Below are 25297 nucleotides of genomic sequence, written 5' to 3'. Positions count from 1 at the left end.
ACACCGATTCGTGTGCAAGTCAGCTTTTCAAAAACGGCAATTATTTTGTTTTGAAGCTCAGGAAACCATCATCCACTGGAAGCGTTGTTCCGTTAATGGCAGAAGCAGCATCAGTAAACAGGAAGGTTACAGCGCTTGCTACTTTTTCCGGCTCAATCAGTTCACCGCGCATATGCTGCTCGGCCAGGAATTTCTTCGCTGCTTCATCTTCCCCAAGAATCGGCGTATTAATGAAGCCAGGAGCAACACCCACCACACGGATCCCATGCTCGGCCAGCTCAAGTGCACCAGATTTGGACATCATCACAACAGCCGCTTTAGCTGCGTTATAGTTGAAGCTGCCGACAGCAGCAATGGTTCCATAGATGGAAGCTGTATTCACGATGGTACCTTTGACGCCAAGCTCAACCATTTTCTTAGCTCCGTAGTACATACCATAGTATACGCTGTGTTGGTCGACATCAATTACACGGTGATAGGACGCAGGGTCCATTTCAAGGAACGGTTTAACCAGACCAATACCCGCATTATTGAAAATACCGCTGAAGGTTCCGAATTTCTCAGCTGTAAAGTCGATCAACGCTTTGATCTCATCGCCATTGGACACGTCTACTTTGTAAGCAGCCGCTGTACCGCCCTGCGCTTCAATCTCGGATACGACTTTCTTGGCACCTTCTTCATTAAAATCAGCTACAACAATCGTTGCTCCTTTTGCCGACAACTGCAAAGAAGCCTCTCTGCCGATACCGCTTGCTCCACCTGTAACGACGATGACTTTTCCGTTTAATTCAGACATGATTCAGGACTCCTTTGTATATAAAAAGTAAGTATATTGAAGTGAGTTACTAACTATTTGTTATTGTACTCCTCTGTCACAGTTTTGTCAAATGTAGTCGAACTTTGTTGGTTCGAGCTTCAAGACGAACTGTTTCCAGACAACTCCATTTTTATATGTTTGCCCAAGAAGCTCTTAAATATGAGGATTTATGACATACGTCGAATAGCCCAAAAAAAGGGCAGACGAACTTATTGTTCGCCTGCCCTTATTGTGTTATTCCTGCTTGATCCACCTGCTGTGTTAGTTCACTGCCGATGTTGTTGCAAGCTCCTGTACCTCTTCTGCACTGATGGCACCTTGATATATTCTCAGCTCATCCATCATGCCTTTGAACGGGGGGTCCCACCAATTCACAGCCAGACTGAAGGTTCCTGTATTGTCGAGAAAGATGTCCGGGAAGCCTGAACCTGTGAATTTTTCTTCCCCATTAACATATACCTTGACCTGATCGCCAGCGACTGTGAAGGCCAAATGAGTCCACTCACTTAATGGAAGCTTAGTGCCTGTTACCGCATTGTACCAAGCTCCATTGGAATTAGACCAGAGCATGGACTTACCCTCAGGACCTGCCGGCTTTAGACTAAGCCAGCTTGCATTCGACAGCGCTCCAAAGAAAGTGGTCGTATTCACGCCTGGCAGCTCATCTGCATATACCCACATCGTTACAGAGTAGCTGTCACTGGATATAAGGCCATTCGGAAGTCTTACGCCCGACTTGCCATCAAATACGGCTGCTTTACCTTCTGCCCCGTCTTGATAGGTGATGGATCCACCGTCCGGAGTATTGATATTGTTACCAATCACGGTTCCTGCTTCAAAGTTACCTGCGGTGTCTGCCAAATTCTCTTCGAAGGAATACTGCGCTTGCAGCTCTGCAGGTCCTTCTTCACGCGGCGGCAGATCTTCAGCAAGCTTCGCAGCAACTTCCGCTGTAATGGCAACATCGTAAATTTTAAGCTCATCTATTTTTCCTTTGAACGGTGTATCCCAGAAATTCACACCAAGACTAAACACACCTTCACTCGTCGTAAATACATGAGGAAATCCTGCGCCGGAGTAAGCTTCTTCTCCATTAACGAACACTTTAACAAATTCGCCATTGACGGAGAAAGCTACGTGATGCCATTGATTGGTTCGAATTCGGGAGCCTGTTGATGCATCGTACCAGTTCTCCCCGGACCAGAGCATCGTATTCCCATCGCCTCCATGGGGAACGAAGCTGATCCAGCTCTTATCCGAGCCTCCGAAGAAGGCCGTTGTATATTGTGTTGTCTGTTCCGGGTTCAGCCACATGGATACCGAGTATTCGGTTCCTTCGATCAATCCATTGGGCAGCTTGATGCCTGAATTTCCGTCAAATACAGCGGACTTCCCTTGTACTCCTGCCTCATAAGTAATCGCTCCGCCCTCATTGTTAATGCGATTTCCGGTGATTGTGCCCTCTCCGAAATCGCCAACCGATGCGGCAAGATTATCTTCAAAGGAATACTGCGCAGACAAGCCAAACGTCACATCAATCGGTGTAACTGTAATATTGAACTCTTTTGTGCGTGATGCGTCACCTTTGGTAATGGTAGCCGTCAGTACAGCTGTCAGATTCTCTTCACCTACCTCAGGAGGGAATACTTCTCCTTCCGCAGTAATTACACTTGGATCGGAAGTCGCCCATGTAATCGTTGTGTTTCGTGCCGCTTCTGTTGGAAGGTCCAGACGAGAGCTCACATTTGATGTATTCCCAAGCGTCAGCGCCTGCTGCACATCCTGAACGACCTGCTCATCTGACTTGTCCGGCTGCTGGATTCCCCATACCGCTTCGCCGGCTTCAGAGATAGCTGTAAAATTCATCGTCTCCCGCTTCGTCGTCTCATCCCACTGGGATATAAATACGCCGTCATAAGTCACATCATCAATAGTAATTTGCGCTTCGTAGTCATCAACAAGAGTCCATGTTCCATATACATCGCCGGATACCGTATGATCCTCGTTCAGAACGATATTCACAGAGCTGACAATATCTCCTGAATAGGCAAGTCCATGGTTGACGAATTTATACTCTCCTGCAATTTCTTCTTCTGCCACCTCTTCAAGTGATTCACCTGAGTAGCGATGCGGGGCAACAACAGGCCAGCCGTCCTTGTTCATAAACATTTGATGGACACGCAGCTCGTGTGCCTCCCCTTTTTGCGGGAATCGAGTATGGAAGAACAAGAAATGCTTATCCAGCTCTTCATCGTAGAAGACCGAATTATGCCCTGCCGATACATATCCATAACCGCTTCCTGTTCCAGCCTCACCAATTTCTCTCTCGAACAGGAAGTTACCAATAAGCTTAATGCCAATCTTCTCGTTCTCCGTCCCCGCTGGCAGAACAGCATCATTTCCAGCTGCATCGAGGTAAGGACCCTCTGGACTCTCCGCTCTAAACTGCCGGATGTTATAACCACCGTTTGCTCCAAGCCAGCCATAGGAAACGGTCAAGTAATAGTAGCCGGAGGCTTCATCATATACGATGAATGGACCTTCGCCCGATTTGGTATGTCCGCCTGCGATTTTGATTCCGAAGTAACGGTCGATCATACGTCCATCAGAGGTCTTCCCATCTTCTCCCGGATAGAGCGCTCTGCCTGTCTCTGGATCAAGCTCCAGCAGGAAAATACCGCCTGACCAGGAACCGTAGGTCATCCACAGTCTTCCGTCTTCGTCCTTGAACAAGGTTGCATCGATTGCATTCGGGTATTGTGAATTATCATAGGCACCGTCCGCCTTGAACCAATTCGGGTTCGGCTCTGCCAGCACTTCGCTGTCAACAAGACCTTGAATGTTGGTATTCGTCCATTTCTTGTTAACCTGACTGTCTGCATCTTTTGCATCGTTCTTGGTAAATCCAGAGTATACAATCGTGTCCACATATGTGTATGGACCTTCGATATTTTGTGATACCGCGATACCAATGGCGGAGCGGATATACGTCGATGACGCACTGTAATACATCATGTAGGCACCTGTCGTTCCGTCCTCATTGATATAGTCCTCATTCCAGTACACATCAGGTGCCCAGACTGAGAAACCGCCTTTACTGTCTGAGTCATTCTCACCCGCCCATGCAAATGAGCCTGCAAGGTTCTCGGACAAATCGCCATACAACTTGTTACCTGGAGTCGTGTAGCCGTTCGTAAAGGTAGACCAGTTCATCAAATCAGCCGATTTGGCAGCTTCAATATGCGAACCGAATACATAATAGGTATCTTCGTCTTTAATGATAGAAGGATCATGTACAGATACGTTCGTAAAGGCAGGAGCTTCCTGACCCGGTTCTTCTGGCGTAGGGGTCGATGGATCACTTGAGTCCGATCCTGGATTTGGATCCGGGCTCGGATTCCCACCCGTTGTTTCGTCACCGCGATCATGAACAATACGGTCATCCTTGGAATTCACTTTCCCTTTTCCTGTTACCTGAATGGAGCCCTCGACATGGATTTCTACCTTATCAATGACCGCTCCCTCACCAACCTGAAGCGCTGCCGGTTGATTCAGAATGATCTGCTTGATCAGACCCTTAATCAGGTCAATCGTAGGCTGATGCTCTGCCTCCACTTCAACCCGCTCGAACTCCCCGTTCAATCGAACGACTGCATTCAGGGGCAGCTCCGCTTGCAGTACGACATCCAAGAAACCGGCACCCGTTAAGTCCTGTTCTTCAAGAGATGCACCGGAAAGAACATAGGTCTTGTCGATGTTCGTACTTCCTGTAGCAAGTAAGCGAACATTGCCGTTCAGCTTGTTCACCAGCAGCTCATTAATGGCAGTGTCCTGCAGGTGCACTGTATTCTCACCGCCGCCACTAGCGATAACCTGACCTTTGACAGTGACATTGTTAAGCACCACATCTCCATCTGCAATCCCTTGAGTCAGATAGAGATTTCCATCAATGGTCGTATCCTCAAGCGTCACACCCGGCTGATTAATGACCACATTACGGGATGTAATGTTGCTGTAAGTTCCTGATTTATTGATGACCTGTCCTGAGATGTTCTGAAGGAGGGTCACTGCTTCAGCTCTCGTGATCTGGCGTTCTGGGCTAAAGGTGCCGTTCGTATAGCCCTTCACATAGCCCTCATTAACAAGCGTATTAACATATGACCGGCTCCAATCTGGAAGCCCTTTCACATCAGAAAGTGCAGAAGACCCAAGAGCAGATTGCAGCGGCAGTCCATAAGCCTTCGTCAGCATCACCGCCGCTTCTTGACGGGAAACATAGCTGTCCGGCTTGATTGTACCGTCTGCATATCCGTTCATATAACCGTTCGCAACCGCTTTCAATATCTCTTGATAAAAAGGATCTTGCACCGACAGATCGGAGAACTTACTGCTGCTGTTCACCTCAACCAAGTTGAACGTACGATTAATCAGTGTCGCAAGTTCAGCCCGTGTGATCGGCTGGTTCGGCTTGTAGGACCCATCCGGATATCCTTGCATCAGACCGCTGTCGATCCAGGTGCCGAGTTGCTCCTTCGCCCAATGACCACTCACATCTTCCTTCTGGCTGGAGTCAGCGAATGCGGCGCCAGGCAGTAGCATCGTAAATGTGAGAAGCGTGGCCGTAACTTTCTTCATCATTCTCTTCATGCATATCCTCCTTCGTTAATATAGCTGTATCGCTCAATTTCTTGCGGGATTGTTGACAAGATTAGACTAAACCATCCATAGCCGGCGTGTGGAGAACTGTTCACCTCCGTTATCATATAATTAATAACAATATTAATTACTAAATAATCGAGTTAACATTTGTATTCTAACTTTATTTACCATATGGCGTCAATAACTTTCCCGCAAAAAAACAGACGGACTAATCATCCGTCTGCTTCCTTCTTTCGCTATGCTCTTCGCTGTTCCTAATATGATGTGAGTTTCTTAGTCCGATGCTTCTGTCGCGATCGCCTGAATTGAATTCCCAATGGATTGCAGCAGGCTGCCGAAGGCATTCCAGTTGTTGGCGCTCTTGTTCGTGACAAAGGGGGTTTGCTGCAAGGTAAGCTCGGTTTGGACTGCATTGGCGATGGACTGAATAATGTTTCCTATAACCACCAGGTTCTGTCCCTCGTCTTGTACCTCCGTGCTTCTCGACAGGATCTTGGTCTGTCCAATCGCTGTGATGTTCGTGCCGATTGCCTGCAGCCATGTATATATCGCAAGCTGTACATTAATATCCTGCTGGATTTGCTCAGACTGCTCATTAGCCTGGTTTTGCTGGCCCTGCTGCCTCTTCCGCGGGGACTTTTTGGAGTTATTCCGCTTGATCGGCTGTGGCAGCTGCTTCTTCTGCTGTGGAAGCTGGCGCCGCTCCAGCCGCTTCTGCTGCTGTCGCTTGGCGGGCACAGTACATCCCTGCTTTCTCCTGAGTGCTGTAAGTTTCTATAGCATATGCAGCCGGTGTCCGCGAGGATAAAGATATTTTGCTAGATTTTATCCATGATCAGGTTCGTACTCGCTCAGCTTGCCCTCATAGATCAGCTTCAGCCGGTCACACTGGCGAAAATCATCCGGTGTCACTAGTGCAGGCAGCTTATTCCACAGCTTGATTCCGGACCGCTGTAAGATTTCAGCGACAAACTGGGAGCAGAAGTAAGAGTTGCTGAACTCAACTGGCTCTTTTAACGTAATGCCAATCACACCGAGGATATTGTAAATATATTTACGATGACTGCGAATAAAGATCTGCAGCACTCTCTTCATCTTCACTACTTCCCGGTCGGTGACCCTCAGCTCATACAGAACGCATGTCGTACCAGGATATTTGCTGAACGTACCCGTCTTGATATCCTCCTTGACGAATCCGCCATTCAGCGGATTATTCGGATGCTTTCTGCCGAAGCTGTACAGCTCGGAGAGTTCCCGATCAAATGAAATGGAGGCATGATTATAGGGAGCCCTTGTATAGCTCTGGATCATCTTCGTAAAGAGCGTCCCTGTATTCGTAAGCAATATATAAACTGAGCGTGAAGCTTCCATTTTGAAATTTCCCCTTATCAAGATTGACCTATTCCTTCATAATAACATATGATCCTAATGGTGGAATTTTCGAATAATCAAGGTCTTCTATCCGTAGTTTTCATTCATTATAGCCGAGAATTTGAAGAAGTTGGTGACATCACATTGAGCAGTTCTTTACCTACGCTTATCGTTACTCTTACGTTGTTAGTTGCAATCCATATTATCTATCATATCATCGGCAGGGTTCAGCCTGACAAGGACTACAAGGCAATCGGCCAGCGGATCAAGACCTGGTGGGGCATGTTCTTCATCTTCTGTCTGGCTACCCTGTTCACTCCGGCAGTTTCGCTCTTATCGCTTATGGTACTATGTTTCTTCTCCCTGCGGGAATACTTCTCTATGATCAAGACGAGGAAGGCAGACCGCCGACTGTTTCTGTGGGCCTATTTGTCAATTCCGGTGCAGTTCTTTTGGATTTACATTGGCTGGTACGGCATGTTTATTATTTTTATTCCCGTGTATGTGTTCCTGTTCCTTCCGCTTCCGCGGCTGATTAACAAAGGCACGATCGGATTTGTACGCAGCGTCAGCTCTACCCAGTGGGGGCTTATGCTGATGGTGTTCGGTCTCAGTCACCTGGCCTATTATCAGTTCGCTGCGCCCGAGTATGGAGCTGGAATCGTCTTGTATCTCGTGCTGCTGACACAGCTGGGTGATGTCGTTCATTATTTAGCGTCTCTCTATTTTGGCAAGCGAAAAATCGTACCAACCTCGAATCCCTATCTAACGTGGGAGGGGTTTGCCTGCGCGTTTCTCGTGACGACAGCCGCCGCTTATTTTGCCTATCCTCACCTGACGCCGTTCGATTTGAAGTTTGGCCTAATTACAGGTATGCTGATCAGCCTCAGCGGATTCTTCGGCAGCTTAACGATCTCCGTGCTGAAGCGGGACCTGCTGCTCGGAGGCGACAAGCTGGAGGCACCGAAGAAAGGCTATCTCAGTCAAATTGACAGCTTAACCTACACTTCGCCGGTGCTGTTTCACTTTATCCGGTATTTCTTCGATTTTATGTAATATTTGTAGTAGATTAAAATGTCCTGATGCGCTAAAATGATTCAGCATGATTTTTTTCATAATTTTCAGAAATTAATGAAATGAATGCACCTATATTAGATTACTGGAGGCATTAACAAACAACATGTCAAATGCATCATCGACTCAAGTTAAGATTGTAACGGCTGATCCGAGCGGTATCGGCCTATTCGGCCTGGCTATTGTTACACTGGTTGCTTCTTCGCAGAAGCTGGGCTTGACCGAGGGCCTCAGCCTGGTTATCCCATGGGCTATTTTTCTAGGAGCCTTCGCTCAATTGTTCGCAAGCATGCTGGACGCCAAGCACAATAACACCTTCGGCATGACCGCCTTTGGAGCTTATGCCTTCTTCTGGTTTGCTACAGCTGCCAGCTGGCTGACGAACATGGGCGTGTTCGGGGAGGAGCTTGCAGGTGCAGCAGATGGCAGACAACTGGGCTTTGCTTTTGCCGGCTATTTGATCTTCAGCGTATTTATGACTATTGGAGCTATGGAGACACATAAAGTGCTGTTCTTTATTTTCGTACTGATCGATCTGCTCTTCCTCGGCTTGACGCTGGATGCCTTCGGCATTGCTCCTCACGTCTTCCACACGCTGGCAGCCTATGCAGAGATGGGTATCGGACTTCTATCCTTGTATGGAGCGGGCGCTGCTGTGCTTAATACGCACTTTGGACGGACCTTCCTGCCTGTGGGACGAGCATTTGGCATTTTCAAAAAATAAAGCTATTGGTTTAAACCGGTATGCATCAGAACAGGCCGTTTCCCGATATCCGGGAGATGGCCTGTTTGTATATAGCCTGTTATTTAGATGGAAGAATGCCTCTAATATACCCTGCTAATGCTGTGGCGGCTTCCTCGTGAGCCAACGCACCGGGATGACTTCTCGCGCCCATGGTCGCTTCCGTCATGTTCGGCATCTGGAACACAGATACCTTCCGATCGGCCGATCTCGACAGGTAAGCATCCACCCCCCGATAAATGGCCGGCATCATCGGTGTTCCGAGCATACCGTAGGCCCATACGATATGAGCCTCCTTATTATTCTTCCGAAGGGTGACGAGAAACTGCTCTACCGCGTTCTCGAACGCCTGTAAGTCTTCCTTATGATATGTTCCGTCCGAATTTAACCGCTGTTTGTGGGTCGCTCCTCCTGCTTCATCTCGCCATTCGGGAGAGTGAAAGGCACCGCCATCATTCGTACCCAGATTGACCACAATGACATCCGGCTGCCATGCGGCAAAATCGTTCGGCTCCTGCGCACCGAGCTCCCGGTTTCGCTCTCCTGGCAGCAGTCCGCACACCTGCTCATAATACTGCGGCATGCTCGCCTTCGGATTGTTATCCCAGCTTGTGAGCACACCCCAGCCGCTCTGGGACAGGATACGGTATTCCGCATCATCGAGCGCTGCGGCCGTCAACCCGCAGTAATTGCTTACCGCGCTAAACCACATCGGAATCCAGTCCTGCTCTAATTTTGCGCCAATAGCTCCTTCCCCGGAAGTGATGCTGTCGCCGATAAATTCCAGCTTCACAGCACGCTCGGGAACAGGCATAAACTGCCCATTGCCTTTGACCGCATGGAATTGCAGCAAGGCATCAGGATCGGCGCTCATGGCCTGAACCTCCTTCACGATTCGCACATTTTTGACCGTACGATCATTCATCCCTCTGAATAAGCAGATCCAGTACCTGCCGTGCGTGAGCATCTGTCTTGCTGCCGGCACCCCGTTGATCAGAATAGAGATCCACTGTTCATGCTGGCTGTAGTCCACTTCGACTTCGAGCCACAGCTCGGAGCCCGTGCTGTTCAGTTCAATGCCACTCCCCGTCCAGAATAAGGTGAGTGGTGCGAGCCTGCCTGTCGTACGGCCGTGAACCTTAAGATGAGGAACATCGGATAACTGATAAGTTTGCAGATTCGGATCTTCTTTCAATTACTTCACTCCTTATTGAGGCTGCATATTTAACCTATATCGACGCGATCAATATTCCGGAAGCTTAAATAAGTGATAGACAAACCTATAGCTGCCAGCGTTAAAGGAATGGCGATGATAGAGCTCAGGCTAAATCCCATATTATTCGAGCATACAATGAAAACAATCAGAATGGAGGATACAATGGTGGTTGCAACTGATTTTTTACGCAAGCCGAAAGGAAGCGACAACAAACTCATACCCGCGGCCCCAATGGCTTGGAGCAGGATTTCCACTCCATGCTGCATTAACATCTCTGTCGTCAACTGACCAGGAATATACCCCACACCCAAATTAATGGAAACAAATAACGAACCTACAACTAAATTGCAAAGGATCACATTTAGAAATGTCCAAAAGAAGACAATCGCCAGCTTAGCTATGATCAGTTTTTTGCGGCTCACGGGGTAAGCAAAGAGAAGTGTTATCGTCTTGTCCCTGAACTCGCTGATGATTAACTTGGATATCATGACAGATGCATAAATGATGAAAGTGCCTCTTACAAACAGATCTATGGTTTCGAACATCTCGGTGTAGCTCCTGAATATAGGCTCCTGGACATTCGGTCCTTCTACAAAATAGATCAACATCATAAATCCAGCAATGGCTGCGTAAGCCACAACAGACCCCCATAGGTAGCTTGATAAGCCTCCCTTCTTAAGCTCCAGCTTGATGAGATGCAACATTCTCTTCGCCTCCTCTAATCAACTCGAAGAAATACTCCTCAAGCGTGTGGTGTCGTTGATTCATGGATAGGATAGGAACATCGTTCAGGACAAGCGCCTTAGACAGATCCTCAAGCGAGATATCCATATGATAGATACGCAACTTATTATCACCAAGCAGCTTAATGCTTCCTATACTCAGCTTATCCGTCAACACATAAGCAGCATGCGTAATGTTCGATGTTACGATCTCCACGTATTCCTTAGAAGAAGCATGTACCGCTTCCATGGACACTTCTTGAATCAGACGTCCTCCATTGATCACGCCAATTGTATCCGCCACCTGCTCGATTTCTGATAACAAATGGCTTGAGATGAGAATTGTCATTCCCCTCTCATCTCTCAGTCTTCGAAATAGATTGCGCATGAGTTGAATCCCATCCGGATCAAGACCATTAATCGGCTCATCCAGCAGCAGAAATTCAGGCTTTGTCAATATCGCTCTGGCTATACCCAGACGCTGCCGCATGCCGAGCGAGAACTGCTTAACCGGCTTGTCATCTGCTCCCAATAGCTGAACAAGCTCTAGCGCTTCTTCTATCGCCTGCTCCTTATAGTAACCCATGTACTCGGCGTGAAGCTCAAGATTTTGCCTTGCTGTCAGCTTCTCATAGAAGACCGGAGCCTCAATCAAATGTCCTATCCGCTTGAGATGTTCAACCGAGCCTGGAAGCAGTCGCTCGCCAAATAATTCTATTTCTCCACTTGTTGGTTGAACCAATCCGAGCAGCATCTTCATCACCGTAGATTTTCCTGCTCCATTTGGCCCGAGGAACCCATATATTTCTCCGCGCTTAATCCCCATATTGACGCTCGATACAACCTCTGCTTTATAATGCTTGCTCAGCATTTTCGTAAGAATGATCTTCGTCATTTGTTCACTCCCCTTTCAACTGCTGTTAGCATATCAATTGAATCTCTCTTTTCCATATCGAAAAGATTACTTATTTCTTAAGCAAGCCATTTTCTTTGTACGTGGATAAGGGAAGCTGGATCGAGAAGCAAGTGGATACGCCCGGATTGCTCGTAAGACTGATTTCGCCTCCCATGCGTTCCGTAAGCTTCTTGGCAATGGCGAGCCCCAAACCACTGCCCTGGACATTGCGGTCTCTTGAGTCTTCCATCGTGTACATTCTCTCGAATACTCTGCCTTGATCCTTTCTGGCTATCCCCTTCCCCCGATCCGTCACATCGATACGAAGATATCCCTGGGTTGTCGTCAGCGAAAGTCCTAGATACCCTCCATCCCCACCATAGCGGACCGCGTTGGATAACAAATTATCGAGCACTCTCGATAAGGCTTCTTCGTTCACATATACCCATACCGGCTCTTCCGGAAGATGAATATCCACAGCCATATTTCGTTCTGCAAGAAGATCGAAATAAGACAAGATCCGGGAGCGACACACCTCACCTGCATCCACGACAGAAGGAGGGAGATCAACATCATCTGCCTCCAGCCTGGATAAATCGAAGAAAGCGAGGATCCGTTCATTCACCTCCGCTGCCTTATTTGATATCTGCTCCGTCATTCTCCGCCGCTCTTGCTCTGACAAATCCATATTCCTTAATAGGATCTCGGCATAGCCCATGATGACAGTTAAAGGTGTCTTGAGATCATGAGATACATTGGACAGCATTCTACGCATGGCTCGTTCTGACTTTTCATAATTGGATGTAGATTGCTGAAGAGAATCAAGCAAGTCATTGATCCCTTGGAGCAGTAACTGCAGCTCTGGATCACGGGTCATCAGAAGAAGTCTCTCTTCTGCCTTGGGGTTGCCTGCGCCTGTAAGCTTCCCGAGCTTATCGTTCATATATTTTAAATCACTGTGAAGCTGTCGGTTTTTCATTTTTTCTCGGAAGTACAGCAGTAAGAAGAAGACAGTCAACACAAGGCTGATCCACCAAAAGCCCGCCACTTACTGTTCCCCCATTCGGTAGCCGATTCCCCACAGCGTATGAATATATCTTGGTTTCGACGGGTCATCCTCGATTTTCTCTCTTAAGCGTCTCATATGTACGTTAATCACATTCTTGTCCCCATAATATGCTTCGTCCCAAACCAGCTGATATAGCTGAGCCTTGGTATATACTCGCAGCGGATTCTGGACAAACAGCTTTAGAATCTCAAATTCCTTGGCTGTAAGCTTCACTTCTTCATTTCTCTTTAACACTTTATAGTTCTCGATGTCGATCGCTAAATCTTCATATGTAAGCAGCTTTGTCTTCGGTTCATCTATAAGGTCGACGGTTGAGGAATATTCGGTTGCCCTGCGAATCGAGGAATGTACGCGAGCAGCGAGCTCAAGCAGCGAGAATGGCTTGGCGATATAATCATCGGCTCCAAATCTGAGGCCTAACGCCTTATCTACTTCACTGTTTTTTGCAGAAAGAATAAGAATCGGAACCCGGCTCTTCCCCCTGATCTTTTGTAATACTTCCAGCCCATTCAGCTTGGGCAGCATCAGATCAAGAAGCACAAGATCAAAGGTGTCTCTCTCAAACTGACGAAGGGCCTCATCACCATCATGAACTGTGGTTAAATGATATCCTTCTTTTTCTAAGTACTCTGCGACCATATTACTGATATCCACGTCATCTTCTATAATTAACAGCTTACCCTCCATGGTGTGAACGTCCTCCTTGTATTGCCAAATCATATTGACCTACATATATAGTACCATTGAAAATAAGGCTGACGGTATACCGGCAGCCCATTGTATTTACTTATTAAGCTGGATTCCGAGCGGAGTCGGCAAACCGTCAATGCTTGCGCTGTTTTTCTGCTCCCAGTAGCTCTTCAGTCCTTCTTCCCCTTTTTGATCAGCCCATCTTTGGAGTGTATCTCTCTCCTTCTCATATGCCATGAACGGAATAGAGTAACCGCAGGAAGTCTGTACTTTATGTACGTCGACGATGATAATCTGCCTTGATCCGGGAAGCGGATCAAACTTGGGATACAACTCCTCCCACTCCTTCGTCCCGTGCAGCACTACGTTTCCTGTTCCATACAGCCGCAATATATTAGGCGGGCCCTCGAATGCACAGAACATGATGGTTACCCGCCCATTTTCCTTGATATGTGCGCTCGTCTCGCTGCCGCTTCCGGTCAGATCGAGATAAGCCACTTGATTCTCGGACAGCACACGAAACGTATCATAGCCCTTGGGTGAAAGATTGACATGCCCATCTGGTGATAGAGCCGCTGAACCTACAAAGAACAAATGCTGTTTTCCAATAAACTCAACATGCTCTGGCAGTAAGGCCGGGAACTGCTTTGCCATTCTAATCTACCTCCCCTATGTTGTGGTGAATCAGGCAATTCTCATATTACAATTCCATCCCCTGTTGTATTCTCCTGCTGCCAAACCCTCCAATAAGACACCACCCTGCGCCTCTTCTGATATAGTTGCTTCTCACCCAAAAACGAAGGAGGCACTTCATATGGTACTAAACGTTAAAAACTTATCTGTTACCTACGGCTCTACTCTTGCCGTCAATCATATCAGCTTCGAACTTGAATCAGGCAAGGTGCTTGGGCTGCTAGGGGCTAACGGTGCCGGTAAATCTTCAACCATTTCCGCTGTTCTAGGCATAGAGAAGAGCCAGTATGACGAGCTTGCCATTCTAGGCAAATCCCCGATCAAGGAGAGGAAGCATGTTTTTCAAGAGGTTGGTGTCCAGCTGCAATCCACGCAGTTTCAGGAAAACATAACCGTTCAGGACTCATGCCGCCAGTGGAAGAGCTTATACCAGCAAACGGCAGATATTAACGAGTTACTACGTATTTTTGGACTCGAGGACAAATCAGATCAGCTCGTCAAAACACTCTCCGGTGGGGAACGGCAAAGACTCGCTGTTCTTCTTGCGCTCATTCCCAGACCTAAGCTGGTATTTCTTGATGAGCTGACGACAGGTCTGGATACTCGAGCACGCCGCATGCTCTGGAATCGACTGCTGGATATGAAACAACAAGGGATGGCCATGGTTCTTACTTCACACTACATGGATGAGGTGGAGATCCTGTGCGATGAAATCCTTATTCTTAATAAAGGAAACACCGTCTTTCAAGGGACGACACCTGAAGCACTTGAGCTCAGCGGTACGCAATCATTGGAAGAAGCATATTTACATTTTGCAGGAACAGAGGGGGACATCTACTGATGAATTCTTTTATGACATTCTTTAAAATTGAAGCAAAGCTCGTCTGGAAGAGTATCGATATACTCATCTTCGGGATTTTATTTCCCATTATACTTGGGTCTATATTTGGATATACATTGAGTAAAGACAGTGCTGGGAGCGGTGCGTCTAACTTTGACCTTTCGTACGCATCGGTCATAACGATTGGTATACTGGCAACCGGGGTGATGGGCTTGTCCCTGACACTTGCCGATTATCGTCACCGGGGAATTCTGCAGAGACTGCAGGTTACACCTGTATCCCCTCTTCAGATCGTCATTGCCCAGGGACTTGTTCAGATGATTGCAGCTGTCATTTCATTTATTGGCGTTACACTCGTTTACATCTATGCGTTTGGCTTTGAGCTTCAGGGCTCCTGGCCGTTTTTCCTGATATCTTATTTATATGTTCTTATATCCATGTTCAGTATTGGCACACTGATTGGCAGCCTTGTTCGGGATACCAAGTCCGCCAACCTTTGGAGCTCCGCAGCCTACTTCTCGATGCTGTTATTCTCAGGAGCAACCATTCCGTATGAGATTATGCCGTCTTTTCTGCAATGGGGAATGGATGTGTTTCCGCTTGCCCATGGCATTCATTTATTAAAGGACGTGAGTACAGGAGCCGCACTCGCGAACAGTCTCCTGCACATTGGAATTCTAGGAATTTGTATCATCCTCTCTATGGGGATCACGATTCGATATTTTAGATGGAAGTAGGTCGTTATCCGTTGTACAAGACCTCAGAGATTGCCGCTCTCGCCTCTGTGCATCCCAATACGGTAAGAGTCTATGAGGAATGGGGATACATCTCTCCTGTTCCTCGGCTTACCAATGGGTACCGTGTGTATTCAGACGTTCATCTCTTTCAGATGAAGATTGCCCGAATTCTGTTTCAATGCGAGATTGTACAAGGTGACATCCGTAATAAAGCAAGAGAGATTGTTACCACTTCTGGGAAAGAACAATTCCCACAGGCGTTACATTTGACTCACGAGTATCTATCCCATCTAAAAAGCGAATATCAGCATGCTCTGCTCGCGGCAGAAGCCGTAGAGAAATGGCTGCATGAGGATGTTCCAACAGGAGATAAGACATACTCACGAACAGAAGCAGCTCATATTTTAGGAGTGACGACAGAAGCGTTAAGAAACTGGGAACGCAATGGGCTGATTGTGATCCCGCGACTTAAGAACGGACACCGTATTTATGGGGAAAAAGAATTGTCCAGGCTGCAAATTATTCGGGGGCTAAGAAGCGCCCACTACTCTCTCCAAGCCATTCTCCGTTTGCTTCGCAAGCTTGATCAGCTTCCTACAGATGTCATTACTATTCTTAACTCTCCTTCAAATGAAGAGGATGTTGTAACGGTTACAGACCGTCTAATCCAATCCTTGCTCGAAGCAATCCAAGGGGCAAAGTCGGCTATTGCTCTCTTTTATGAGTACAAGCATCTTTATGAGAGACCACATTAGTCTTGTGAATTTAGGCCACTCCCTTGGTCAGATAACCGTTTCTACTAATCTTTCATCTTCATACCATAGAGTATAGTTGTAAGATTCCTGTGGATGAAGGGAGTGATCGAGTGGAAAACAGACGTCAGCGATCCATATTGAAACAAGGCGTGTCGATCATCACTTGTACGAAGCGCCAAAGCTATGTAGCACAGCTCTTCAAAAATTACAACAGACAGCGTCATTCAAAAAAAGAACTGATTATTGTCGTTAACAACGATGCCATATCACTTGAACCCTATGAGCAAGCCGCTAAGCATCTCCGTCATGTGCAAATCTTCCGTGTCCCTGAGCACTACTCCCTCGGCACCTGCCTTAACCTTGCTGTAAAAAAAACAAAATATAATTATGTCGCTAAATTTGATGATGATGATTACTATGCCCCTGATTACCTAACCGAAGGCCTTCTGACCTTTCAGAAGAGTGGCGCCGATGTACTGGGCAAGCGGGCTCATTATATGTATCTGCGCGGCTCCAAAACTTTAATACTGCGATTTGCGAATGATGAGAACAAGGTTGTCTCCAAACTTCCGGGCGCTACCCTGATGATCAAGCGAAAGGTTCTGAAACAGGTTTCCTTCCCTGATCAAAACGTGGGAGAAGATGACCTGTTTTGCAAAAGAAGCAAGAAGAAAGGATTCAAGGTCTACTCTGGCGGCAAACATAACTTCGCTGCAATTCGAAGAAAGAATTCGGCCGATCATACTTGGATTATCAATGACGAAGAGCTTATTGCTCATCATAAGTCTATTCCCGGCGTTCACAATTTCAAGAAATTTGTTAAACGTAAGCCAAAGGGAGTGTGAGTATGGCAAAAAAGGAGCGTTCTTCACATTACGGCGTTTCCATTATCGTCTGTACGAAAAGACATTACTGTATGGACAACCTCATTGAGAATTTTATAAGTCAGCGCTACAAACACAAGGAGCTCATTATTATCCTGAACCACAAGGAATTGAAAATGAAAGATTATATTAAAGCTGCCGAGCCTTATAAAAATATAAGAATTTATCGACAGCCTGAGCATGTATCCTTGGGCAACTGTCTTAATTATGGAGTCAACATGGCCAAGTATCCCTATATTGCCAAGTTTGATGATGACGATTATTATGCACCGGATTACCTGAAAGACAGCATGCATACGCTGCGTAAAACAAAAGCAGATATCGTCGGAAAGAGAGCCCACTATGTATATTTAAGCAGCAAAAAACTTGTGCTTTATCGTTATCGTGATATGGCCGAGCGTTACGTATCTGAGGTACAGGGGGCGACACTCCTCTTCAAACGTGAGGTATTTGATGCGGTGAGCTTCCCGAACCGGTCGCGCGGTGAATGTGTGAAGTTCTGCTCCCTGTGCCGAGCCAAGGGTTATTCCATTTATGCAGGAAGCCCCTACCACTTTGCTGCGATTCGAAGAAAGGGCTCCAAGGATCATACATGGATTGTTAGTGATAGAAGGCTCATGAAGAAAGGGGATCAGGTACCTGGAGTCAATGATATTAAGACGTTTGTAAGCCGCTAAGTGGATAAAGGGAATTAACAAAACAAGAAGGCAGCCAACCAATGCGATTGGCTGCCTTCTTTAAGCTACCGGGCAGGATAGTTGAATAAATGGAGGAGAGTAGCTGTAGTTATTTTACTAACCAAAATCATCATTCAAAACAACTACCTGAATTCCCATTCAAGTTCTGCTAATTATTATGAAACGCATTATAAATACAACTGCATCACGTAACGGGAAACGCTAAATTAATAAAATAATGAAGCAGCTGGCTACATTCGGCTTCTTTTCAATGAAATAAGGGATTTACTATGATAGGTTAATAAAAATCTCGAACTGTAGACGGAGCTATGAATCAGACTCAAGGTTGTTTTGGGGTACGCCATTCTTAAGTAACATGAAGATATAATTCAATGGAAGGGAATGGTTATTATGTTCAACAAAGAGGAAACTGCTTGAGGTTAGAAAATCCAATCTGCTAGAGTTCGAAAAGTCTATAGCTGTTGCTCGAATGTTATCCAACGAACCAGAAGTCGGAAATGGTATTACAATTCTAGTTTTGCTCAGAAGCGTTGTTTTACTGCATTGATTTAAATGTATCGTCCGGCTGCTAATTTCAAGCAGTATGCCACTTAGTATCAATTAGTGGGGTTCGCAGGAGAAAAGTAAACAAGAAAAACATCATATAAAAGGGGGAGCACGGTGAACAATCGTCTATTTTATATGGATCATCTGCGGACATTTCTCACAATTCTGGTTGTGTTTCATCATGCAGCGACGACATATGCTGTACCGGGTTCGTGGTATTTTTTTGATACGCTTCAAAAGCCTGATGCGAGTTTTGTGCTGATGCTGATGTTTGTCTTTATCAACCAAGCGTTCTTTATGGGATTATTCTTCTTTATCGCGGGGTACTTCGTGCCGTCATCTTTTGATCGCAAAGGACCAAAGTCATTTCTCAAAGATCGGCTGATGCGCTTGGGGATTCCTGTGATCGTTTATATTTTCTTCATCAGTCCAGTGATTTTATATATCACTACGCTCCACTACAGCACAGACGCTAGCAAAGTAGTGTCATTTTGGGAGTTTTATCGGACGCAGATCCTCAGCTTTGCAATCACAGAACCTGGTCCACTCTGGTTTTTGCTCGCATTGCTTGTGTTTAATTCAGTTTATACGATTGTAAGGATAGTTAGGAAAGATAGTGCACCAAAGAAGAGTATCCCGTTCCCATCGGTAAAAGTGCTTTTGCTTACTGCCACGCTCATCGGGCTTGTAACCTTCGGAATTCGGCAAATATTCCCGATTGGCAAGCTGATATTTGGATTGAACTTTGGTTATTTTCCTGCATATATCGTACTCTTTATTGCAGGGATTATCGCGTACCGCAATCAGTGGTTAACGAGTATCCCACCTCGAACCGTAAAAATCATGGGCATTATCGCACTCGTATTCCTGCCGATACTTCCGATCGCCGCTCTCATCCTCAACCCGACATTGAGTACCGGAGGGGGACTAAACTCAAATGCCTTCATCTATGCCATGTGGGAGCCCTTTGTCGGATTTGGCATCTCTCTACTATTGTTGGCAGTGTACCGCAAATATCGCAATCAAACGAACGGATTTCAACGTAGTGTTGATACTACCTCGTATACGGTTTATATCATCCATTCACTCGTATTGATTGCTTATAGCATTTGGTTGCACAGCACCCAGATGCCTCTGTTTATTGAGTTTCTGATATTAGGTGGGTTAGGGACAATCACGAGTTATTTGCTCGCTATGCTGATTCGGAAAATCCCTTATGCCAAGAAGGTGCTATAACTATTTTTAAAACTCAGAACCCCTCAATTCGAGGGGTTCTCATTTTTTGATTGGAATCTTAGATCAGAATCAATATCTATGAATGCATTTTTAGAAAAGGATAATTTCTTTATTAGGGTTCGGGGACCGCCAAAAATTTTACGCAGATTTATGTATAGAAGTTCTTGTTGTATTTGTATAAAAGCTCTTGTCGTCTGACATGAACGGTGGTCACGTGTCGGAGGACAAGAGCATAGTCCCAATGAAAGTCGCTATTTTAGCGGTGTTTCTTTATTTTATCGGTACAAGTTCGTATCCCGAGACAAGGACAAGATCGCTGTTTTCAAAATTAATTGTATAACTATAGACTATTAAAGAGTGTTGTATCAGTAAGAGTTTATCACTAATTAATCTTAATAGCTGAGGGAGGTAGGGTTTCGTTGTTAATGGAAGAAGAAGTTCTAGCCTTACTAAGATTCGGTTTAATATTGGTTATTGGAGCAATTCTTATTGTAGTTATTGTATTAATGGTTAGATACAAAAAAGCTGGTTATGGATGGATATTAGCTCATTTAATATTATTTTCATGGGGTGCATTAGGTTGGATTAAACTGCTGGAAACTAGAGCAACAACTAGCTCAGTACAGAATTCTCTGACTATTGGATGGATCGGATTAATTTGGGCAATGAGTATGATTTGTATGACAATAGGTTTACTACGACTAAGACCTTCATTAAATGAAAAATAAAAGTGATTTAAAAGAAACCTATGAATTTGTCTTTAAACTAACGGGAAACGATAGCTCAGGTAAAGCCGCCTTTTTACCAGGCGGCTTTATTATGGTTAATTATCAACGGTGGATTTAACATAGCCATTCTAAAAAACACCTGCTCAGCAGAATTATGACGACTTCTCCTTACGCTGCTCAAGGATCTCTGGAATGTGCAGCTCTCTGAGCACGGGCACAATCTCCTGCACACTGCTCTTCTTGAACTTCTTTAGAATACTGTTAATCTGTGATTTTAGAGTGGAAGGCTCCACATGTCTGAGCTTGCATATCTCCTGCCGTGTATAGTCTTTCATCAACAGCTCCAGCACCTCAAGCTCAGTCGGGGTCAGCTGGGTGAAGATAAAAAAGTTGTGCAGCAGACTGTCTTCTGTCGTCTTGATCCGTTTGAACTCCCTAGTAATCTTGCCGGCAATATTCGAGTGAAGAGCAGGTCGATCGTTATAAGCATCCTTCACTGCCTGTAGTATAGAATCGGCTGGCATATTTTTGAGTAAATAATTCGTTGCACCCAGCTCAAACGCACGAAATACCGTTTCATCCGTCTCGCATACGGTTAGCATGACGATTTTGATCTCCGGCATGTAATTCAGAATCTCCTCCGTAGCTCTAAGCCCGGCCTGCTTATCCTCCAGTTCAATATCCATGAGTATGACATCCGGCTTATTCAGCGCAGCCAGCATCGTTCCTTCGTATCCACTTGCTGCTCTCCCTACGCACTCAATCTCCTCATCCTTGGACATGATCATTTGGTATCGCTTACAAATTAGATCATCATCTTCAACAATCAGAACCTTAATCTGTGGCGTACTCACGAATGTCTCATCTCCTTCCATATATCATCTTAAGAGTAACGGCATAACAATATGAAATGAGCTCCCCTCTCCCTGTGTGCTGCTGGCATGAATCTTACCACCATGTGACGTAATAATCGTATGACAGAGCGATAATCCCATTCCCCAATTTGTCGCCGTTGGTTTTGACGAGTAGAAAGGCTGAAAAATGTGCTCCAGCTTGTCCTCTTCCATACCCGTTCCGTTATCTTGAATGATCAGCTCGACCCACTTGTTCTTCACATTCATTCTAACATCGATTTGTCTGGATTTGTCCGGAACAAATTTCAGAGCGTCAACGGCATTAGACATAATATTTTCGATGGCCTGCGAAAAATAATAAGAGTCTGCCATGATCGTCAGCGGTTTCTGCGGCTTGCTGTAGTTCAGCTGAATATCTCTGAGCTCCATACTCATATCGCCGAGCAGCTTGTCCATTAGCTCTGTCAAGGGAACCGGTTTAAGCTCCATCTGGGATTTAAGATTTTTTTGATGAATAACATTCAGCCGATCATACACCTTGCGGCAGCGCTGCTCGATTACTTGAATTTCCTCTACAACCTCAGGTGACTTCTCACACATGCTCTCCAAAAATTCAGTCTGCGCCATGATGGCCAGCAGTTCATTTTTTATATAGTGACTGAACACACGCGATGTTAATAATGCCGAATCGATATTCTGCGATGTCACGGTCTCCTGGTTCCGAATGCTGTTCTGCAGGCGTGCATATTTGTAGATGGAATATAGACTGAGCAGCACACACACCCCCGCAAGATAAGGAAGCAGCGTATAGATGGACGGATTGCCCACTAGATTGATGGGTTTAAAGCTGATGAAATGGGCCGCTTTGGACACTTTGACCATAAGGTCAGGAGCCCAGTAATTCATATAGTAGTACGTAATTTGTACGGAGACATAGGTCACCACAATCATTAGTATATTGCTTCGGATCTGCCTGACTTTGGGAGCATCACAATAGGCATAAATAATAAGCACAATGCCTGCCACAATATAAAGTGTATTTAGTGTCCAAGTCACTTTATGAATGGATTCATAGAGAGTGACAATACCCTGTGCTGTCATGTAATCCGGGTACATTGCATAGTAGAAGGCCGTATATACGGACGGATCGTAGATCATCACCTGCAGGATACACGGTAGTGCGATGAGGGATAGAATCCATACCCCCCTCTTGGGAAGGATGTGAAAGGCAAAATAGATCGCAGAAGCAAGGCCCGCATACAGAAACACCATGGTGAACACGTTAAAGACTCGTATCAATACATACCGTGATACCGGCAAGAATACCAAATCATTTTGCAGCTCTTTCGAGATACCGAAGTAACGATCCAGGCTGTAATAGTAATAAGCGTCCTTGGACAAATAAGTAATAATACAGGAAACGACGACGAGGAAGGAAAAGCCCATGAGCAGCATAAACAGCGTGGCCTTTGTATATTTTTGCTGGGTCAGGCAGAATACCGCGATCACAATAAACAGGATCAGCACGAAGAATATAACCATAGATGCCACCCTTCCCTAAGATGTGAAATGAATTAATTTTATGGTGCATTCCTTCACCTGTAAAGGTTGAAATTATATACACCTTATTAGGAATGCGTTTTCATAATAAATCCGCAACTGGAGCTGTATTTTAGCCTGATATACCGCTGCTCTCCCTTCGTCCACCTGTAGGACGATAAAATTTCAACCTTACACTTAACCAAAGATCACCCTACTATTAGAGCATACCACAAAAAATTGGGGGCGTTATGATGAAGAATAAACACGGCTATTTCAGGTTCTCGCTGATTGCTGTGCTAATACTTGCCTTGGTCGGCTGCAGTTCAGCAGCCACAGATTCAGAAGGCAGTACAGGTGAGAATGGCAAAGTCGTTCTGGAATATTACACATGGACGGATGAAGAAGCTTACATGCAGAAGGTCATTGAAGCCTTTAATGCTCAGAATAGCAACATCGAAGTGCATATGAATACGATCAGCAACAATGCAAATGAGTATAACACGCAAATAATGAACAACCTCTCCGGCGGTTCAAAAATGGATGTATACAGCGTTAACGGAACAACCAGTCTTGGCCTGTTTTCCTCCAAAAATCAGCTGCTGGACCTTACCGATCGGGTGAAGGAGGATAATCTTGATGTCAGCGCCTACGGTCCCAGCTTTCAGGAGATTAGTGAGGTGCTAACCGAAGGGAAATATTACGCGCTCCCTTATCGGACGTCTCAATATGCCCTCTTTTATAACAAGGCGCTCTTTGATGCCCAAGGCATTCCTTATCCTGAGCAGTTAACATGGGAGGAATACGCGGAGCTGGCGAAGAGCCTGACAAAAGGCGAAGGAGCAGACAAGCAGTGGGGCGGCTACTACGCTGACTGGATCATCTCACCACTTGGTGCAATTCAGCAGGGGACTACGATCCTGGACGACAGCCTCGCCCCCATTGAGGAATGGATGAATTATCTGGATCGCCTGTATTATCAGGATCAATCTCATATGAGCTATAAGCAGATGAATGCAGAGAGCATCGACTGGATCAAGCAGTTCGAGAATGGGAACGTCGCCATAATGGTCAATGGTGAATGGACTGTCAATATGCTCAAGGCCGATATAGAAGCAGGCAAGACCGATATTGAATTTGATATGGCTCCGCTTCCGCTCCCAGAGGGAACCTCCGACCCAATAACCGTTGGCGGTGTGAGTACCTATATGGGGATTAATCCAGCCAGCAAAAATGTGGACGCAGCCTATGAATTTGTAAAATTCGTAACCGGTGAGGAAGGGGAGTCGGTTATTGCAGAAGCAAGTGTCCTCCCTGCCTATTCTAGTGATGCAACGAAGGAAGCCTTCCTGAATGCCACCGGCCTTGAAGGAAGCGGATATTTCTTCGAATCGAATACGCTGGTTGAAATGCCTCCGATTGCCAAGATCGATCAAGTGTATAACTTGTACAGCGAGCAGCTCGATCTATTCCTGTTCCAGGAGCAGGATGCGGCGCAGGCGATCCAAAACTTCCAAGCGGAGAGATCCTCCGTCTTGAATTAGATAACGAAGTATGGCGATCAGCCTGTCCCCACTCGGACTCAGGCTGATCTACGTAAGATCAATAATGACAAAGGAGGCTGTTGTGATGACGGGCAGACATCGAATCCAGTACAAATCCTACATGGCAGGCACACTGTTCATTCTACCGGCCTTCATCCTGTTTGCGGTATTTATATTTATCCCTTTAATCTATGGTTTGTACTTAAGCTTTACCGATTACGGCGGCTTCAATATCAAGCCGAATTTCATAGGTGTAGACAATTACACCAAGCTGCTTACGGACGATTATTTTCTTATATCACTTAAGAATAACTTTATCTACATGATTCTGTTTGTTCCTCTAACGATCTTGTTCGCCCTGCTCTCCGCAGTAGCTTTGAACAACATATGGCATCTGCGCAAATATTTGCGTATGGCCTTCTATTTTCCTCATATCACTTCCATGGTGTCGATCGCCATCGTATGGGGTCTGCTCTTTAATCCGATGTCGGGTCCGATCAATTACATCCTGAAGGCCATCGGAATAACCAATCCGCCAGAATGGCTGATGTCCTCGGCCTGGGCACTGATTGCCATCGTATTGGTAGCGGTATGGAAGAGCTTCGGTTACTACATGATCATCCTGCTTGCAGGCATTCAAGGGATACCAACATACTTGTACGAGTCTGCAAGGCTTGATGGGGCAAACAAGTTTCAGCAGTTCATTTACATTACGCTGCCCTCCCTGTCACCCACCTTGTTCATGGTGCTCATTCTTACGATCATTAACTCCTTCCAGGTATTCGACCTTGTATCGGTGATGACCGACGGCGGTCCGGGACGTTCAACGAATGTGCTCGTATTCCGAATCTATCAGGAAGCCTTCAGCAATTATCAGATGGGATACGCCTCTGCGATGTCCATCGTCTTGTTCGTCATCGTTATGGTTATATCACTAATTCAATTCAGACTCGAGAAGAAATGGGTCACTTACTAAGGAGGGGAGGG

At 45.9% G+C, this 25297-nt stretch carries 23 protein-coding genes; 11 read left to right on the top strand and 12 right to left on the bottom strand.

What is annotated here, in order from left to right; genetic code table 11:
- Positions 1 to 40: 40 nt before the first annotated feature.
- From BK126_RS19595 to BK126_RS19580, 4 genes are all read right to left on the bottom strand, one after another.
- Positions 41 to 796 carry an SDR family NAD(P)-dependent oxidoreductase gene (locus BK126_RS19595; RefSeq protein WP_076314244.1) on the bottom strand — a complete coding sequence of 252 codons (756 nt, stop codon included), beginning with the start codon at positions 794 to 796 and terminating at the stop codon, positions 41 to 43.
- Between the two features lie 282 nt (positions 797 to 1078).
- Positions 1079 to 5464: a LamG-like jellyroll fold domain-containing protein gene (locus tag BK126_RS30140; RefSeq protein ID WP_076314243.1), complete on the bottom strand. Its 4386-nt coding sequence runs from the start codon at positions 5462 to 5464 to the stop codon at positions 1079 to 1081.
- Between the two features lie 285 nt (positions 5465 to 5749).
- A complete protein-coding gene (locus BK126_RS19585; protein WP_256209739.1) occupies positions 5750 to 6214 on the bottom strand; it encodes a DUF6944 family repetitive protein in 465 nt (154 codons plus the stop codon).
- A gap of 87 nt (positions 6215 to 6301) precedes the next feature.
- Positions 6302 to 6847: a hypothetical protein gene (locus tag BK126_RS19580; protein WP_076314242.1), complete on the bottom strand. Its 546-nt coding sequence runs from the start codon at positions 6845 to 6847 to the stop codon at positions 6302 to 6304.
- A gap of 144 nt (positions 6848 to 6991) precedes the next feature.
- Here BK126_RS19580 and BK126_RS19575 point away from each other — a divergent pair, with 144 nt between their 5' ends.
- Both BK126_RS19575 and BK126_RS19570 read left to right on the top strand, forming a co-directional pair.
- Positions 6992 to 7903: a phosphatidate cytidylyltransferase gene (locus BK126_RS19575; protein WP_076314587.1), complete on the top strand. Its 912-nt coding sequence runs from the start codon at positions 6992 to 6994 to the stop codon at positions 7901 to 7903.
- A gap of 124 nt (positions 7904 to 8027) precedes the next feature.
- Positions 8028 to 8645: an acetate uptake transporter gene (locus tag BK126_RS19570; protein ID WP_076314241.1), complete on the top strand. Its 618-nt coding sequence runs from the start codon at positions 8028 to 8030 to the stop codon at positions 8643 to 8645.
- A gap of 79 nt (positions 8646 to 8724) precedes the next feature.
- Here BK126_RS19570 and BK126_RS19565 read toward each other — a convergent pair whose 3' ends face one another.
- The 6 genes from BK126_RS19565 to BK126_RS19540 all read right to left on the bottom strand — a co-directional run bounded on the left by BK126_RS19565 (position 8725) and on the right by BK126_RS19540 (position 13909).
- Positions 8725 to 9858, bottom strand: a complete 1134-nt coding sequence (locus tag BK126_RS19565; RefSeq protein ID WP_076314240.1) for an SGNH/GDSL hydrolase family protein — start codon at positions 9856 to 9858, stop codon at positions 8725 to 8727.
- Positions 9859 to 9887: 29 nt separating this feature from the next.
- Positions 9888 to 10583 (bottom strand): ABC transporter permease, encoded by a 696-nt coding sequence (locus BK126_RS19560; protein ID WP_076314239.1) that lies wholly within the window; start codon positions 10581 to 10583, stop codon positions 9888 to 9890.
- Positions 10555 to 11496, bottom strand: a complete 942-nt coding sequence (locus BK126_RS19555; protein WP_076314238.1) for an ATP-binding cassette domain-containing protein — start codon at positions 11494 to 11496, stop codon at positions 10555 to 10557. Before BK126_RS19555 ends, BK126_RS19560 begins: the two co-directional genes overlap by 29 nt.
- Positions 11497 to 11566: 70 nt before the next feature.
- On the bottom strand, positions 11567 to 12544 hold the full coding sequence (locus BK126_RS19550) for a sensor histidine kinase (protein ID WP_076314237.1): 978 nt from the start codon (positions 12542 to 12544) through the stop codon (positions 11567 to 11569).
- The gene (locus BK126_RS19545; protein ID WP_076314236.1) at positions 12545 to 13252 is read right to left on the bottom strand and encodes a response regulator transcription factor; all 708 of its coding nucleotides are present in this window, start codon (positions 13250 to 13252) and stop codon (positions 12545 to 12547) included.
- Positions 13253 to 13348: 96 nt separating this feature from the next.
- Complete coding sequence (locus BK126_RS19540) at positions 13349 to 13909, bottom strand: pyridoxamine 5'-phosphate oxidase family protein (RefSeq protein ID WP_076314235.1); 561 nt, start codon at positions 13907 to 13909, stop codon at positions 13349 to 13351.
- 160 nt (positions 13910 to 14069) lie between these two features.
- Between BK126_RS19540 and BK126_RS19535 the strand changes: the two genes are divergently transcribed.
- The 7 genes from BK126_RS19535 to BK126_RS19505 all read left to right on the top strand — a co-directional run bounded on the left by BK126_RS19535 (position 14070) and on the right by BK126_RS19505 (position 20373).
- Entirely contained in the window at positions 14070 to 14789 is a 720-nt protein-coding gene (locus tag BK126_RS19535; RefSeq protein ID WP_076314234.1) for an ABC transporter ATP-binding protein, read from the top strand.
- On the top strand, positions 14789 to 15526 hold the full coding sequence (locus tag BK126_RS19530) for an ABC transporter permease (RefSeq protein WP_076314233.1): 738 nt from the start codon (positions 14789 to 14791) through the stop codon (positions 15524 to 15526). The genes BK126_RS19535 and BK126_RS19530 overlap by 1 nt, the downstream gene beginning before the upstream one ends.
- On the top strand, positions 15517 to 16281 hold the full coding sequence (locus BK126_RS19525) for a MerR family transcriptional regulator (protein WP_076314232.1): 765 nt from the start codon (positions 15517 to 15519) through the stop codon (positions 16279 to 16281). Before BK126_RS19530 ends, BK126_RS19525 begins: the two co-directional genes overlap by 10 nt.
- Before the next feature lie 110 nt (positions 16282 to 16391).
- Positions 16392 to 17126: a glycosyltransferase family 2 protein gene (locus tag BK126_RS19520; protein WP_076314231.1), complete on the top strand. Its 735-nt coding sequence runs from the start codon at positions 16392 to 16394 to the stop codon at positions 17124 to 17126.
- Positions 17127 to 17128: 2 nt separating this feature from the next.
- Positions 17129 to 17842, top strand: coding sequence for a glycosyltransferase family 2 protein (locus tag BK126_RS19515; RefSeq protein WP_076314230.1), 714 nt, complete (start codon positions 17129 to 17131; stop codon positions 17840 to 17842).
- Between the two features lie 681 nt (positions 17843 to 18523).
- Positions 18524 to 19645, top strand: coding sequence for an acyltransferase family protein (locus tag BK126_RS19510; protein WP_076314229.1), 1122 nt, complete (start codon positions 18524 to 18526; stop codon positions 19643 to 19645).
- A gap of 419 nt (positions 19646 to 20064) precedes the next feature.
- Positions 20065 to 20373 (top strand): hypothetical protein, encoded by a 309-nt coding sequence (locus tag BK126_RS19505; protein WP_076314228.1) that lies wholly within the window; start codon positions 20065 to 20067, stop codon positions 20371 to 20373.
- Between the two features lie 152 nt (positions 20374 to 20525).
- Here BK126_RS19505 and BK126_RS19500 read toward each other — a convergent pair whose 3' ends face one another.
- Positions 20526 to 21227: a response regulator transcription factor gene (locus BK126_RS19500; RefSeq protein ID WP_177178733.1), complete on the bottom strand. Its 702-nt coding sequence runs from the start codon at positions 21225 to 21227 to the stop codon at positions 20526 to 20528.
- A 24-nt stretch (positions 21228 to 21251) separates the two neighbouring features.
- Positions 21252 to 22769: a sensor histidine kinase gene (locus BK126_RS19495; protein WP_076314226.1), complete on the bottom strand. Its 1518-nt coding sequence runs from the start codon at positions 22767 to 22769 to the stop codon at positions 21252 to 21254.
- A 248-nt stretch (positions 22770 to 23017) separates the two neighbouring features.
- On the opposite strand from BK126_RS19495, the gene BK126_RS19490 reads away from it, so the two are divergent.
- Positions 23018 to 24310: an ABC transporter substrate-binding protein gene (locus BK126_RS19490; RefSeq protein WP_083655988.1), complete on the top strand. Its 1293-nt coding sequence runs from the start codon at positions 23018 to 23020 to the stop codon at positions 24308 to 24310.
- Between the two features lie 85 nt (positions 24311 to 24395).
- On the top strand, positions 24396 to 25286 hold the full coding sequence (locus tag BK126_RS19485; RefSeq protein ID WP_083655987.1) for a carbohydrate ABC transporter permease: 891 nt from the start codon (positions 24396 to 24398) through the stop codon (positions 25284 to 25286).
- Positions 25287 to 25297 lie beyond the last annotated feature (11 nt).

It is taken from the genome of Paenibacillus sp. FSL H7-0326, from assembly GCF_001955535.1.
GTDB lineage: Bacteria > Bacillota > Bacilli > Paenibacillales > Paenibacillaceae > Paenibacillus > Paenibacillus shunpengii.
Note: the sequence above shows the minus strand (reverse complement) of the source record. Positions and strands in the feature narration are given on the sequence as shown.

Excerpts from the sequence above, each read along its gene's own strand:
- BK126_RS19595 (WP_076314244.1), bottom strand. The coding sequence starts at position 796 with ATGTCTGAATTAAACGGAAAAGTCATCGTCGTTACAGGTGGAGCAAGC.
- BK126_RS19530 (WP_076314233.1), top strand. The coding sequence starts at position 14,789 with ATGAATTCTTTTATGACATTCTTTAAAATTGAAGCAAAGCTCGTCTGG.
- BK126_RS19560 (WP_076314239.1), bottom strand. The coding sequence starts at position 10,583 with ATGTTGCATCTCATCAAGCTGGAGCTTAAGAAGGGAGGCTTATCAAGC.
- BK126_RS19490 (WP_083655988.1), top strand. The coding sequence starts at position 23,018 with ATGATGAAGAATAAACACGGCTATTTCAGGTTCTCGCTGATTGCTGTG.
- BK126_RS19545 (WP_076314236.1), bottom strand. The coding sequence starts at position 13,252 with ATGGAGGGTAAGCTGTTAATTATAGAAGATGACGTGGATATCAGTAAT.
- BK126_RS19555 (WP_076314238.1), bottom strand. The coding sequence starts at position 11,496 with ATGACGAAGATCATTCTTACGAAAATGCTGAGCAAGCATTATAAAGCA.
- BK126_RS19515 (WP_076314230.1), top strand. The coding sequence starts at position 17,129 with ATGGCAAAAAAGGAGCGTTCTTCACATTACGGCGTTTCCATTATCGTC.
- BK126_RS19535 (WP_076314234.1), top strand. The coding sequence starts at position 14,070 with ATGGTACTAAACGTTAAAAACTTATCTGTTACCTACGGCTCTACTCTT.
- BK126_RS19570 (WP_076314241.1), top strand. The coding sequence starts at position 8,028 with ATGTCAAATGCATCATCGACTCAAGTTAAGATTGTAACGGCTGATCCG.
- BK126_RS19525 (WP_076314232.1), top strand. The coding sequence starts at position 15,517 with ATGGAAGTAGGTCGTTATCCGTTGTACAAGACCTCAGAGATTGCCGCT.
- BK126_RS19540 (WP_076314235.1), bottom strand. The coding sequence starts at position 13,909 with ATGGCAAAGCAGTTCCCGGCCTTACTGCCAGAGCATGTTGAGTTTATT.
- BK126_RS30140 (WP_076314243.1), bottom strand. The coding sequence starts at position 5,464 with ATGAAGAGAATGATGAAGAAAGTTACGGCCACGCTTCTCACATTTACG.
- BK126_RS19580 (WP_076314242.1), bottom strand. The coding sequence starts at position 6,847 with ATGGAAGCTTCACGCTCAGTTTATATATTGCTTACGAATACAGGGACG.
- BK126_RS19485 (WP_083655987.1), top strand. The coding sequence starts at position 24,396 with ATGACGGGCAGACATCGAATCCAGTACAAATCCTACATGGCAGGCACA.
- BK126_RS19495 (WP_076314226.1), bottom strand. The coding sequence starts at position 22,769 with ATGGTTATATTCTTCGTGCTGATCCTGTTTATTGTGATCGCGGTATTC.